10 protein-coding genes are annotated in these 13935 nt (G+C 49.9%); 3 read left to right on the forward strand and 7 right to left on the reverse strand.

Features of this window, described 5'->3' with window-relative positions; all coding sequences use genetic code 11:
- Positions 1–55: 55 nt before the first annotated feature.
- From ACSTTO_RS05490 to ACSTTO_RS05505, 4 genes are all read right to left on the reverse strand, one after another.
- On the reverse strand, positions 56–847 hold the full coding sequence (locus tag ACSTTO_RS05490) for an ABC transporter permease (protein WP_439272122.1): 792 nt from the start codon (positions 845–847) through the stop codon (positions 56–58).
- Complete coding sequence (locus ACSTTO_RS05495) at positions 844–2037, reverse strand: ABC transporter permease (RefSeq protein ID WP_439272123.1); 1194 nt, start codon at positions 2035–2037, stop codon at positions 844–846. The genes ACSTTO_RS05490 and ACSTTO_RS05495 overlap by 4 nt, the downstream gene beginning before the upstream one ends.
- Entirely contained in the window at positions 2034–3155 is a 1122-nt protein-coding gene (locus ACSTTO_RS05500; protein WP_439272124.1) for an ABC transporter ATP-binding protein, read from the reverse strand. Before ACSTTO_RS05500 ends, ACSTTO_RS05495 begins: the two co-directional genes overlap by 4 nt.
- Before the next feature lie 249 nt (positions 3156–3404).
- On the reverse strand, positions 3405–4418 hold the full coding sequence (locus ACSTTO_RS05505) for an ABC transporter substrate-binding protein (RefSeq protein ID WP_439272197.1): 1014 nt from the start codon (positions 4416–4418) through the stop codon (positions 3405–3407).
- Positions 4419–5055: 637 nt separating this feature from the next.
- Here ACSTTO_RS05505 and ACSTTO_RS05510 point away from each other — a divergent pair.
- Together ACSTTO_RS05510 and ACSTTO_RS05515 are read left to right on the forward strand one after the other, a co-directional pair.
- Positions 5056–5910 (forward strand): branched-chain amino acid aminotransferase, encoded by an 855-nt coding sequence (locus ACSTTO_RS05510; protein ID WP_439272125.1) that lies wholly within the window; start codon positions 5056–5058, stop codon positions 5908–5910.
- Positions 5911–6107: 197 nt separating this feature from the next.
- Positions 6108–6467 carry a NirD/YgiW/YdeI family stress tolerance protein gene (locus ACSTTO_RS05515; RefSeq protein ID WP_439272126.1) on the forward strand — a complete coding sequence of 120 codons (360 nt, stop codon included), beginning with the start codon at positions 6108–6110 and terminating at the stop codon, positions 6465–6467.
- Between the two features lie 47 nt (positions 6468–6514).
- Here the strand turns inward: ACSTTO_RS05515 and ACSTTO_RS05520 are convergent, their stop codons facing one another.
- From ACSTTO_RS05520 to ACSTTO_RS05530, 3 genes are all read right to left on the reverse strand, one after another.
- Positions 6515–7465, reverse strand: coding sequence for a lysylphosphatidylglycerol synthase transmembrane domain-containing protein (locus tag ACSTTO_RS05520; protein ID WP_439272127.1), 951 nt, complete (start codon positions 7463–7465; stop codon positions 6515–6517).
- A 257-nt stretch (positions 7466–7722) separates the two neighbouring features.
- Positions 7723–10257, reverse strand: coding sequence for a protein translocase subunit SecD (gene secD / locus ACSTTO_RS05525; RefSeq protein WP_439272128.1), 2535 nt, complete (start codon positions 10255–10257; stop codon positions 7723–7725).
- Positions 10258–10409: 152 nt separating this feature from the next.
- Positions 10410–10805: a hypothetical protein gene (locus ACSTTO_RS05530; protein ID WP_439272129.1), complete on the reverse strand. Its 396-nt coding sequence runs from the start codon at positions 10803–10805 to the stop codon at positions 10410–10412.
- Positions 10806–11296: 491 nt separating this feature from the next.
- Here ACSTTO_RS05530 and ACSTTO_RS05535 point away from each other — a divergent pair, with 491 nt between their 5' ends.
- Positions 11297–13708 carry a mechanosensitive ion channel family protein gene (locus ACSTTO_RS05535; protein ID WP_439272130.1) on the forward strand — a complete coding sequence of 804 codons (2412 nt, stop codon included), beginning with the start codon at positions 11297–11299 and terminating at the stop codon, positions 13706–13708.
- The last annotated feature ends 227 nt before the right edge of the window (positions 13709–13935 follow it).

A 13935-nucleotide genomic window follows, 5' to 3' on the forward strand; every position in this document is an offset into this window, starting at 1 on the left:
AGCCGCCATTTGAATATATTTCAAAAGGCGGCTTATGAATTTATAATATTTATATTTATTGTGGTTGTACCGCTGTTTTGCGGCGGGTTAAAATCATGATCAGCGCAATCATTACAGTGCCGGTGATGAAGACAAAGGCTGCAGCGGCAATGGCCGGGCTGATATTTTCACGGATGGTTGAGAACATTTGCCGCGCCAGCGTGCGCTGGTTGGGGCCGGCTACAAACAGGGTGAGCACCACCTCATCCAGCGAAGTCGCAAAGGCAAAAACCGCGCCGGAAATAATACCGGGCTTTGCCAGTGGCAGGGTTATTTTTTGAAGAACCACATAGGCGGGCGCGCCAAGGCTTGCCGCGGCCTGTTCAACACGCCGATCCACGCTTTGCAACACAGCCAGCACATTAATAACCACGAAAGGGACGGCCACAACCGTGTGGGCAATGATGACGCCGCTGTAGGAATTGAGCAGATCATAGCGGGCAAACATCAGTTGCATACCCACGCCAAGCACTACAGCAGGCACGACCATTGGCAGCAAAAACACGGTTTTGATCGAGTTGAATACAAAGGAATATTGATTGCCGCGCAGCCCCAGCGCCCCGATCGTGCCAAGAATTGTGGCAAGTGCCGTTGTGCCAGCGGAAATAATCAGGCTGTTAACGATTGAGCGCCGCCAGGCATCGGCCTGCACCAGCTCCTGAAACCAACGGGTGGAATAGCCTTCCATAGGATAGCCGAGCAAGGCTCCGCTGGTAAAAGCCAGCGGCAGGATAGCCACCAGCGGTGCCAGCAGAAAAAACACCACACTTGCACCAAACACTATTTTGAGAAGCCTGAAACTGGTCATGCGTGTGCCTCCTTCTCGGTGGAAAGGCGCATATAGATTGCATAAAGCAGGATAGTTGCAATAAGCAGCACCATTCCGAGCGCTCCGGCCATGCCCCAATTGGCAGCCCCCATGGCGTAGAAAGCAATCACCGAACTGATCAGCTGATCTTTGGCGCCGCCGATCAGGGCAGGGGTAATATAATAGCCAAGAGCTGTCATGAAGACGAGCAGCGAGCCGGATACAACCCCGCGCATGATCAGTGGCAACAGAATGGAAAAGAAAGAGCGCAAGGGGTGCGCACCGAGCGAAGCGGATGCGGGTATAAGATTTTTGGGTATTCCTATCAGCACGCTGAAGACCGGCAGCACCATGAATGGCAGCAAAACATGAGTCATGGCAATGATCACACCGGTGCGGTTGAAGATCAGCGCCAGCGGCTCACTTGTGATGCCAAGGGCAATGAGGGCATTATTGATCAGCCCCTGATCCTGCAATAGGATAAACCAGGCGGCTGTGCGCACCAGCAGCGATGTCCAGAGCGGTAACAACACGGCGCCGAGCAATAATTGGCGTTTCCAGCCCTCAACTGAAGCTGCAACCATAGCAAAGGGAATGCCGATGAGGATGCAGGCAATAGTAACGCTGAGCGCGGTGATGAATGTGCGCACCATAATTGTGACATTGGCCGAAGCATCAGCCGGCAAGGCGCGGATCTCGCCGGAAATATCGCGCTCCATATCAATGGCTGCCAGAAGATTGCGGTCGGTCATAGTGGAGGATGCCGCGCTGGCAATTGCCTGCCAATATGGCTGCTCGCCCCATTTTTTATCAATGGCGGTGAGATCGAGTTGCGTATAATCAACCGGCTCCTCCAGTTTTAAAAGCCGGTTGCGGGTCTTGCTCATTAATGTGCGAAAGCCGGGCTGGGCACTGTTAAGGCGGCGCACCAGATCGCCGAACATTTGTGCATCATTATTGTTGCGGATATCTTCCGCCAGTGCCGCCTGCATTGCCGCGGTTGGCGGTGTTTCCGGGTTCCAGCCGTGCACAGTCTGTGCGGTCAGGGGCAGAGCCTTTGCCGCCACCGGATCAGAGACAGCCTCTTTCATCATGGTGATCATCGGGATGATGAAAAAGACCAGCAGGAACAAACCGAGCGGTGCCACAAGCGCGAAAGATTTAAGCCGTTGCCATTGCGATTCACTCATGCCGCTGCCTTTACTGTTTGATGGGCAATGGCAATTGGCCAGCAATCTGCCGGGGCAAAAGAAAGCGTTACCTGATCACCAATATGCAGGGACTGGAAATTGCGATCGGCCTTGGCAATAAGGTTCTGGCCGGCCATATCCAGCGCCACACGCAGATGATCCCCGTGATAGACAATATCGCGGATGGAAGCTGTGAGGCTGTTTACAGCTTCGTCCGTATTGTTGAGACGCACGGGCTCATTCATAGTGTTTAGGCGCATGCGCTCAGGCCGCAATGAGAGGCGGATATTCTGCCCTGCATGCAAATGTGCCTGCGTATCCACACAGATATTCTGACCATTATTGAGGCGGATCTGCAGTTGGTTGCCATGGGTGGCGGCGACCTTGCCGTCAATAAGATTGGTCTCGCCGATAAATTCGGCAACAAATTGTGTGGCGGGGTGGTCGTAAATCTGTGACGGTGTGCCGATCTGCTCAATTTTGCCGCGATTAAATACCGCGATGCGGTCGCTCATGGTCAGGGCTTCTGACTGATCATGGGTGACAAAAACAATGGTTAATCCAAGGCGTTGATGCAGCTCACGAATATCGAGCTGCATACGTTCACGCAATTGCTTGTCGAGTGCGCCAAGCGGCTCATCCATCAGCACAACTTCCGGTTCAAACACCAAAGCACGTGCAAGCGCCACGCGTTGTTGCTGGCCGCCGGAGAGCTGGGAGGGCTTGCGTTCCAGCAAGGTGCCAAGTTGCACCATATCGAGCGCGCGTTTAACCCGATCCTGTATTTCTGCTTTTTGTATGCCGCGCATCCGCAGCGGAAAAGCGACATTCTCAGCAATGGTCATATGGGGAAACAAGGCGTAATTCTGAAACACAACGCCCATATTGCGCTTGTGCGGAGGGAGCTGGTCAATGCGCTTGCCACCCACACTGACCGTGCCGCCTGTGGGGCGTTCAAAACCGGCCAGCAGCATCAGCAATGTTGTTTTGCCGGAACCCGAAGGCCCGAGCATGCTGACAAATTCACCTTTGCTGATTGTCAGATCCAGATTGTCTACAACGGTCAGTGAGCCAAAGGCCTTGCTCACTTTATCAAAATGAATAAATGGTTGGTTCACGCCTGTAACCTCAAAATATTTCAGAGCTGCTCCGGCGGGAACATTGTTTTTTAACTGCTCTGATTATTGGCTTTGAGCATTATCCTTGTGCACAACCGATGGCGGTTTTTGCCGGATATGCTCGGGATAAGAATGGCGCCTGCCAAAAATCAGGGATGAGCAGGCGGCCGGAAAAATGCCGCTCCGGCATGTGGTGTGACCCACGGGGGAAGGCCACCGCACCGGAGCGGATGCCGTTACGGCATAGGGTTACTGTGCCAGCCAGGCATTGAAACGCTGGTTCAGGCTCTCTGAATTATCGGTCCAGAAATCAACGCCTATGGCCACAGCCTCGGTCATATTTTCAGGTGTTGTCGGCAGGTCTTTGCGGTATTTTTCATCCACAAATTTATCTGCTTCAATATTGGGCAGCCCGTAGGTGATATATTCCGGCAATTTGGCCTGATTATCGGCCTTGCTTGCAAAGGCGATGAAATCCATCGATTCTTTGGGGAAAGGCGTCCCCTTCATAATCGCCCAGCTATCGACCGCATAAATACTGCCCGGCCAGACAAAACCGAAATTCTTGTTCTCCGTGCGGTTGAGCGCATTGATACGGCCATTATAGACCGAGGCCATCACCACTTCTCCGGAAGAGAGCAATTGCACCGGTTGTGCGCCGGCTTCCCACCACACAATATGCGGTTTAATTTCATCCAGCTTTTTGAAAGCGCGATCCACACCTTCCGGTGTTGACAAGACGTCATATACATCTTTGGGGGCAACACCATCAGCAATCAGCGCAAATTCAAGCGCATATTTGGCGCTTTTGCGCAATGAACGTTTGCCCGGAAATTTTTCAACATCCCAGAAATCCGCCCATGATTTGGGTGCTTCTTTCATTGTATCGGCATTATAGGCAATGCCGGTTGACCAGACAATGGCGCCAACGCCGCATTCATGTACAGAAGCAGGGATGAATTTATCTTCACCGCCAAGGGCTTCCCAGTCAATTGTTTCATAAATGCCGTCTGCACAGCCAAGCTCCAGCTCTTCAGCCTCCACCTGCACGACATCCCAATTGGTCTCACCAGCCTTGACCTTGGCTTGCAATACGCCATAGCCGCCGTCCCAGCTTTCATCGAGCACCGGTTTGCCCAGTTGTTTGGCAAAGGGCTTGAAATAAATTTCCCGCTGACCGTCCTGATAACTGCCGCCCCAGGAAACAACAGTGAGGTCACGCGCCTGGGAAATACCGGTTGCGAAAGCCAGGCTGCTGAGCATTGTGCATGTGGCAAAAGCTATATGTTTAAGCTGCATTGATCATTCCCCAAAGTTTATTGTTATGAAATTTGATGTAACAACTTTTCACAGTAAATCCGATGGGGCAATAGCTGTTTGCGTGCCAGACTTGTAAAAAATGTCATATTAGATGGTTGCTAAAGTAGATTATTAGAAACAGTTATTTTGAAAATAATGGCTATATTCTGCATTCTGAGCATAGGGTTTTGAGGATCTTTTTTTAAAATAATGTGATTTTAAAATATTTTTATATCTGTGAATGGCGTTTGTTTTCCGGAACTTGAAACAATTTTATTCCGTTTACGTAAAATGAAAATTTAAATAAGGGCGCAGCCATACTTGATGCGGGTTGAGAATGATCTTGTGATTCAAATGTATGAAATGCTGATTTTTGTAATATTTTTGCGTTGTAAAATGCCGATAAAAAAATGTTCTGAATATTCCGCGGTTGCACTTGCTGCGCAGAGTTTTATGGTGATGCGGCATGGCCGGTTTTTATAAAAAACCGGAAAAATGGATAGGATTATCGGTTCTTCTGCCGCAAAGCATAGCAATATCATGAGCTTAACTTGCTACGACAAGAGCCGAATGAAAACTGATTCGCATATGGAGAATTCTCATGGGCCAGATCGGTCGCAGCTGGACATTTTATAAAGGCAAATGGTACGAGGGCGATGTGCGCATTCTCGGCGCTTCTTCGCAGGCTACATGGCTAGGCTCACTTGTCTTTGATGGTGCACGTGGTTTTGAGGGCGTTATTCCTGATCTCGACCGCCACAGTGCGCGTGTAAATCGTTCGGCAGAGGCGCTTGGTCTGAAGCCAACTTATACGGCTGAGGAAATTATGGAGCTGACCCGTCAGGGTATGGCCAAATTTGGTGAGAATGCCGCAGTTTACATTCGTCCGATGTATTGGGCGGAAGAGGGCGAGGCCAATGTTGTGCTGCCGGCTGCAGACAGCACGGATTTTGCCTTATGCCTTGAAGAAATTCCACTGGGCGAACCAACCGGTTTTACCATTACCACCACGCGTTTCCGTCGTCCGACTATTGAAACAATGCCGCTGGATGCAAAGGCTGCCTGCCTGTATCCCAATAATGCGCGCATGATCCGTGAAGCCCGTGCCAAAGGTTTTGGCAATGCGCTGGTATGCGATATGCTGGGCAATGTGGCCGAACTGGCTTCATCCAATGTGTTTATGGTGCGTGATGGTGAGGTTTTCACTCCTGCGCCCAATGGCACATTTCTCAATGGTATTACCCGTCAGCGTGTGATTGGCCTGCTGCGCGATAATGGTGTGACAGTGACAGAAACAACGCTGAAGGTTGAGGATTTCCGCGGGGCGGATGAAATCTTCTCCACAGGCAATCATTCCAAGGTTGTGCCGGTAATCGGTTTTGATGACAAGCAACTGAGCTATGGTCCGGTTGCACAAAAAGCCCGTAAACTCTACTGGGACTGGGCACATTCATAAGCCGGACAGATAATGGTCAAAAGCCGCGAAATATAAATCCCGCGGCTTTTGCTTTTTATAAATAGCCACAGTTTCTTCCGGCAGATTTACGAAGCCTATATAATTTGCTGATAATGAAGACTTGAAAAATCATAATTAAAATACTATTTAAGCTGTTGTTTTTACTTGATTTAATTAAACATTAAGGTGTTTATGTAATGCGTAATAAATTTATTTTAGTGCTGTCTATGCTGGCGGCAACTGTTTTTTCCGCCGGGCATTCTTATGCGCAATATGTGGGGCCGACCAATCAAAATAGCGGCCGCACGGTGGCAGATATTCTGAAAAGCCCGCTTGATGATCAGCGTGTTGTTCTTGATGGTTTTATCTCAAGAAAAATCGGCTATGAGAAATATATGTTTACCGATGAGACCGGAGAAATTCTTATCGATATTGATGCTGAAAAATTTCCCAATGTTTCAGTTGATGATAAAACAAAAGTGCAAATTCACGGCAATATAGATGTGGAGAGCTTTGGTGCTCCCTATATTGATGTTGATGCCGTTATCATAAAATAAATAAGAAAAGAGCGTTTTATAAGATAAACCGCTCTTTTTTAATTTTATCAGCTTGCATCCTGTGCTTTGCGCCTGCGGGAAAATTCGCTTTTCTCAAAAATCAGCACCACAATCAGTGAGATGGCAAAGGGGATCAGCAGATAGAGCAGGCGAAAGACAATCAGTGCTGCCAGCACATCGGCGGGATTGAGATCCGGCAGGCCGGTGATAAACAGAAATTCCAGCACGCCAAGCCCGCCCGGGGCATTGGAAATAAGGGCAGCGGAAAAGGAAATAAGAAAAATACCAAGGACAATCAAAAAGCTTGGATGATTGAGCTCAGGCAAGGCGAAGTAAATAATACCGGCAGCACCGATCAGCTCCAGAGGGCCGATAATGAGCTGGAGTGCCACGACCGGCAGACGCGGATAGGATAGCTGGAATTTGGAGCCAATGCGCAGCGGGCGCAGTTGCATCCAGCTGCCCAAAATATACAGCGCCACCAGAAGAAGAATGAACGCACCGGCTGCCAGTATCAGTTCCCTGGGGATGTCATCATTAAAGCGATGCAACAATTCCGGCTCAATCAGCATGACAAAGGCACTGAGGATTAAGGTGCCGAGTGCAAAGGTGAAAGAACAAAACCCGACAAGAACAGCCACTTCCGCGCCGCTTAATCCTTTGGAGGAATAGGCACGATAGCGCACAACAGCGCCGGAAATAACCGAGGCGCCGATATTGTGCGACAAGGCATAGGCTGTAAAGGAGCTCAGGCTGATAAAAAGCCAGGAGATTTTCTTGTTAAGATGTTTAAGCGCAATGCGGTCATAACCGGCCAGCGACATATAGGAGAGCAGGGCGCAACCAGCACTCAAAAGCCATTGTTTGAGTGTTATCGCGGTCATGCTGTCGATTACATCTTCAAGGGAAATGCTGCGCAGTTCTTTATAAAGAAGCCATACGGAAACAATAACCGCGCCGATGCCGATAACCGGCCAGATGTAATCTTTCCACTTCATCTATCAGATGACACCTTTTGTTTTAATATGGTTACGTGATCACAAAACACCGAATTCAGCCTTTTCAAGGCAGGGAGCGGGTGATTTGATTGCGCATCACCTATTTGTAACAGCTATTCATATTATGCCAGTTTAAAACACCAGACCATTAATGATTTATGTTTTTTATACGTGGATTTGGAAAAATATGAAGCTTTTCAGCAGGAGGTGGCACCCTCCGGAAATATGGCAGTCTTTCCGGAGGGTGCCTTGTTTGATTATTTTGCAGTAACCGTATCTTCCGTATCCCCCAGAGAGCGATCATGGGTGCGCTCCCACCAGGTGCCAAGCAGCATGAGAATTGGCGCTGCAATGAAGATTGATGATGTGGTGGCAATAAATACCCCGAACAGCATCGGTATCGCGAAATTTTCAACCGCGCTGCCGCCCCAGATCGCCATTGGCAGAACAGCAAGGAAGGTACAGGCTGATGTATAGATACAGCGGGCGAAAACCTGATTGATACTCATATCAATGATTTCACGCAGTGGTTTGGCTTTATACATACGCATATTCTCGCGCATGCGGTCATAGACCACCACTTTGTCATTAACAGAATAACCAACCAGCGTGAGCACTGCGGCAATGGCAGTCAGGTTGAAATCAAGCTGGGTCACTACAAAGAAACCGACCAGCTTGGTGGTATCCAGCACAAGGGTGGCAATCGCACCAACGGCAAAATACCATTCAAACCGCCACCACAGATAAATCAGCATAGCGACAGCCGCAAGCGCAAGGGCGATAAAGCCGGAACGTGCCAGTTCACCGCTGACTTTAGGTCCAACGACTTCAGTACGTTCAATTTTTACATCTTTATCAATGGTCTGAACAGCATTGCGCACCTTGTTAACCGCAATGGTTTGTGCCTCTTCACCGCCATCCTGACGCTGCACGCGGATCAGCACATTCCGGTCATTGCCGGCATTTTGCAGGGCAACCTCACCAAGGCCAAGGCCGCCGAGCGAGGAGCGCAATGCTGCAAGATCTGCCGGCTTGGATGTGGTGATTTCCACCTGAATACCACCGGTAAAATCGAGGCCGTAATTAAGCCCTGGTTTGAAAAACAGGAACAGCGAGGCAACGGAAAGTACGATAGAGACCAGAATCCCGAAATAGCGGGCTTTCATAAACTGGTAATTGGTGTTTTCCGGTGCAATGCGCACCATTGGCTCAATATGCAGGGTTTTAAGTTTACGGCGGCGCACGGACCAGGCCATGATCATGCGCACCACTGAAACAGCTGTGAACATGGAAATGGCAATGCCGAGCATCATGGTAATGGCAAAGCCGCGCACAGGGCCGGAGCCGAACATAAACAGAAGAATTGTTGCGATAACGGAAGTGACATTGGCATCCACAATGGTGGAATAGGCCGAGTTAAAGCCTTTATCGAGTGCCGGCATGGCGCTCAGGCCTTTTTTGGTCTCTTCGCGGATACGTTCATTAATAAGGATATTCGCATCCACAGCAATACCGATACTGAGAATGATACCGGCAATACCAGGCAGGGTCAGTGTCGCGCCGATCAGCGTGAGTGCCGCGAAGGTGAGAACCGTGTTGAGCAGCAGCGCAAAATTCGCAATCATGCCCCAGAAACCATAAAGCATGACAATGAACAGCGCCACAAGGGCAAAGCCGGCAAGGCCGGTATAGATACCCATTTTAATCGCATCGCCGCCAAGATCCGGGCCAACGGTGCGCTCTTCAATCACAGTGAGCGGGGCAGGCAGGGCACCGGCGCGCAGCAGGGCAGAGAGCACAACCGTGTCTTCCACAGTAAACTGACCGCTGATCTGTCCGGAACCGCCGGTAATCGGCTCACGAATGGTTGGTGCAGACAAAACCTTGTCATCCAGCACAATGGCAAAAGGACGGTTGACATTCTTGGTGGTGATATCGGCAAACTGGCGCGCGCCCTGACTGTCAAAGCGGAATGAAACAATCGGCTCATTGGTGCGCTGGTCAAAGCCGGCGCGGGCATCGGTGAGGCGTTCGCCGCTTAATGCAACCTGATCTTCAATCGGATATTTAATGGCTGGATTTTTGGCATCTTCCAAAATGCTGACGCCGGGAGGCGGCGGGCTGTTGGGATCCACATCAGCCACCATATGGAAGCTCATTTTGGCGGTGGAGCCAAGCAATTGGCGCAGTTGTGTGGGATCCTGCAAGCCTGGCAGCTGAACAACAATACGATCGCTGCCAACGCGCTGGATAGAGGGTTCAGCCACGCCAACCTGATCCACACGCTGGCGGATAATTTCAAGGCTTTGGGTGAGCGCGCTATCAAGGCGGTAGTTGAAACCGGCCTCGGTCAGGGTCAGGCGGATCTGATCATCAGCTTCGGTCACGTCAATATCATTAACGGGAGTGCCAAAGCCGCTGGTTGAAACCGGCGTGATCAGGGTTTTGAGCGCGGTGAGTGCGCGCGTGCGCTGTTGCGCATCGGCAATATTGACCAGAACCGCATCACCGGCCACGCGGATGGACTGTGCCTGAATGCGCTCGGAGCGCAATTTGCTGCGGGCATCATCCAGCAGGGAGCGTAAACGGTCTTTCTTGAGGGCGGCGGCATCAACTTCCAAAACCAGATAGGAGCCGCCGCGTAAATCAAGCCCGAGTGTTACCTGATTTTTAGGAAACCAGCCGGGCATATTTTCCAGCTGTTGCTTGGTAAAGAGATTGGGCAGGGCAATAAGCATGCCTGCCAGAATGATAAAGCTGTAAAGATATACAGCCCATTTGGGTGTACGCATGTGTGAAATCCGGTTTGGATGCTTTCAGTCATGATGTATTTTTGAAAATACAAGGATGACTATAAGTTAGAGAACAGGCTTTGCAGGACAAGTGGCCTGAGAAAGCCGTTGAAATACAAGGTTTAAATATATGCGCTGTCAGGCGGCATAATTTAATTTTGTGCGCCAGCCGGCGGCGCGCGGGAACGGGCGGCAAAAAACAGCCTTTGCCGCATAGTGTTGTTCTGACTATGCGCAAAATGCCGGGCGCAGAATGCTGCCAGCAATGTGAAAAGCACAGGAACAAGAAAATTGCTGTTGCCGTTAAAAGGCAGCGCTTTGCTGCTGAAATACAGGGCGGGCGTGAGAATAGCCCGCACCGGCGCTGTCAGATTATTATTCTGTGTGCCGGATTGGGAATCTTCAGGTTGTATATTGGCTTGCTCCTGCGGCAGGGCGGCTGCCTGATTTGCCGCATCGGAATAACCATCAGAAACAAGGGGTGTTTGCAGCGTTACGAGGCCGGAGAGAAACCACAGCAGGAAAAGAGAATATAATACAGTGCGCACCGGCCGTTGCTGCCGCTGCGTCCGGTCTTTCCCAGTGAATGCTGATTTTATCTGATTTATAATGGTTTTGGCCTATATTGGTTGTGATCGGATAAAATATTCGCTGCGGGGGACAGAAATGGCAGAATGTGACCATAGTTGAAGCCCGCATCTGCTTTTCTGCACTGGTTTGCCTATTTATTAACCATTCATCAAGGCAATCACAAGCGCAATAGCGCACAAGGCTTGCTTTATTCTGTTTTTAAAGGGGAAATAGTGCTGAAGCGGATATCGGGCAGTTTTGTTTTTTTTGCAAAATAATAAGGATGTTGGCCGGTTTTGCCCATCATCTTATTTGCGCCTCTATCCTGATTGATATCCGCGCGTGAAATCATCAGTTCTGCAATTTGCATTTGCGATATTGCCGGATGAATGGTTTTGAAAAATCCAATAAAATGAATCAGAAACAGTATTTTGTTGTGAGACAGATTTTGAAACATTTGCCGGTGATAATGTTGCGAGCTTTCCTTTGTGCAACCGTGCTTGCGGCCGCTCTGTTTGTTTCAGGCTTTGCGGTGGTGGAACGCGCTGCAATGCAGACGGAACCGGTTGGCGCGGGCTTAAGTATTGTTGCGCAGCAAAAACCGGTGATTGAGGACTTGCGCAAACAAACAGATGAGATTGCCAAATCCGTTGCCAAATCCCGCAAGAATGACGAGGCGCTGGCAAAAATAAAAATCAGGCTCGACGGCATTTCCAAAAAACTGCTTGATGCCGGCCTTGCGTTTCGTCCGCGACTTGGCGAGATCAATTCACGTCTGGAGCAAATGGGGCCCCCGCCTGCAGAGGGAAAGCCGGCAGAACCGGAAATTGTGGCCAGTGAACGTGCGCGGCTCATGGCTGAAAAATCTGAAATCAACACATTGCTTGGCGTTACTGAAGATGTTTCGGTGGAGGCAAACCGGCTGATTGAGGAGATCGGCTCTATCCGGCGTGATTTGTTTGCACAGACACTCTCTCAACGGGTGGATATTAATGCGGCGCTGGTGAGTGAGGTGGTTAATGCCGCAGGCTATGAAACCAGAACCTTTTATTATCTCTTGAAATCCTGGTGGGATTTTACGCTTTATCCGCGCCTTTGGATTTTGCTGGGGGTTATTGCGGTTTCAGTTGTGCCGGCCTTGCTTATTCATCTGAGTGCACGCCATTGGCTGGCAGATCTTTATGAACGCGATCTTTGGGAGGATAAGCCGAGCTATCTGAGCCGGTTGTCTGTGGCTTTCTGGTCAACGGTTATTCCATCACTTGCGATTGTGGTTTTTCTGGTTCTGGTCTATTTGCTGTTTCAGTATTTTGATCTGCTGCGGCCGGATATAGCGCAATTGCTGATCGCATTGTTCTCGCTGATCTGTGTGGTGATGCTGATCTACCGCCTTGCCTGCGGGGTGCTGAGCCCTGATATGCCAAACTGGCGCTTGCTGCCGATTGCGCCCAAGCCGGCGCGTATCCTGATATTGCTCCTTACTGCGGCGGCAGTTACCCAGAGCGTGGAATATTTCCTTGAAATTCTCAATGCGGTGATGTCTTCCCCGTTATCGCTGACTGTTGCCAAAAGTATTATCGGCACGGTGATGGTTGGCTCGCTTATGCTGTCGATTGCTTTTCTCAAACCCATACAGGATCCGGAAACGGGAACCCTGCGGCCCTGGCCGAAATTGGCCAAGGCCCTGCTTATATTGCTGGGCTTGATGCCAATAGTGGCGGCGGTGTTTGGCTATATCGGTTTTGCCCGCTTTGTTGCGCAGCAAATTGTGGTGACCGGCGCTTTTCTCGTCACTATGTATCTGGGTTTTTTGACAGCGCGCGCTATCACACACGAAAAAGCATTTGCCAATACAGCCGTTGGCCGCTCCCTGCGGGATAAATTCAATGCAACGGATGCAACGCTTGATCAGCTTGGCCTGATGGCGGGGATTGCAATCAATCTTATTGTGCTCTTTATCGGCGTGCCGCTGGTTTTGATGCAATTTGGCTTTCAGTGGCTGGAACTGCGCAATGCCTTTGTACGGGTTATGACGGGTTTTCAGGTTGGCAGTTTTTCAATCTCGCTGATTAATATTCTCACAGGTATTGTGCTGTTTGTGATCGGCTATTTTCTGACCCGCTTGTTTCAGAACTGGCTGGATGGCAGTGTTATGGCACGGGGGCGGGTTGATTCCGGCGTTCGTAATTCCATCAAAACAGTGGTTGGTTATGTGGGGCTGGCTGTTTCGGCTTTGCTGGCGATTTCTGCTGCCGGTATCAATCTTTCCAGCCTTGCGCTGGTGGCAGGGGGGCTTTCGCTTGGTATCGGTTTTGGCCTGCAGAATATTGTATCAAATTTCGTGTCGGGGCTGATCCTTCTGGCTGAGCGGCCGCTGAAAGTAGGTGATTGGGTGCAAACCGGCACAGTCAGCGGCTTTGTAAAGAAAATCAGTGTGCGCGCTACGGAAGTTGAGACGTTTCAGCGTGAGACGATTATCGTTCCGAACTCGACATTGATTAATGATAATGTTGGTAACTGGACGCATCGCAATAAGCTTGGCCGTTCCGATATGCAGATTTTGCTGCCCTATACGGATAATGCCCGTGCGGTACAGGTCCGGTTGCTGGAAATTGCCAAAGAGACGCCGATGGTTCTGAAAAATCCGGAACCGATGGTGTTTCTTATTAATATGACGGAACTGGTCGGCACCAATATGATGATGCGTTTTGAGATCCGCATTTTCCTTGCAGATATTACCAATGCATTAGGGGTGCGCAATGAATTGCAGTTTCGCATTGTGGAAAAATTTGCAGAAGAGGGCATTGCCGTTTCATTGCTGCCAAGCAGCACGCCTTTGCCGGGGTTTCATTACAGTTCTGAAGAAGAGGCGACAGGCTGAATATCGCGCATGTACGGCGGGGCATATCACAATCAGTTTAACCGGCAATTTAGCGGACATTCAGTTGCTGTTCATATGGAATGATTATAAATAAGGCTATGAAATGGTTCAGAGCATTTCCGGGGCAAAAGGATGAAGCGATATTGCGGCAGGATAATGCTTTAAAACAAACAATGAAAACACTTCAGTATTTTTCATAAACCGGGGTGTTTTTGTGCAGACAAGAC

Origin of the sequence: Pseudochrobactrum albidum (genome assembly GCF_051851455.1) — a bacterium.
Taxonomy (GTDB): domain Bacteria; phylum Pseudomonadota; class Alphaproteobacteria; order Rhizobiales; family Rhizobiaceae; genus Pseudochrobactrum.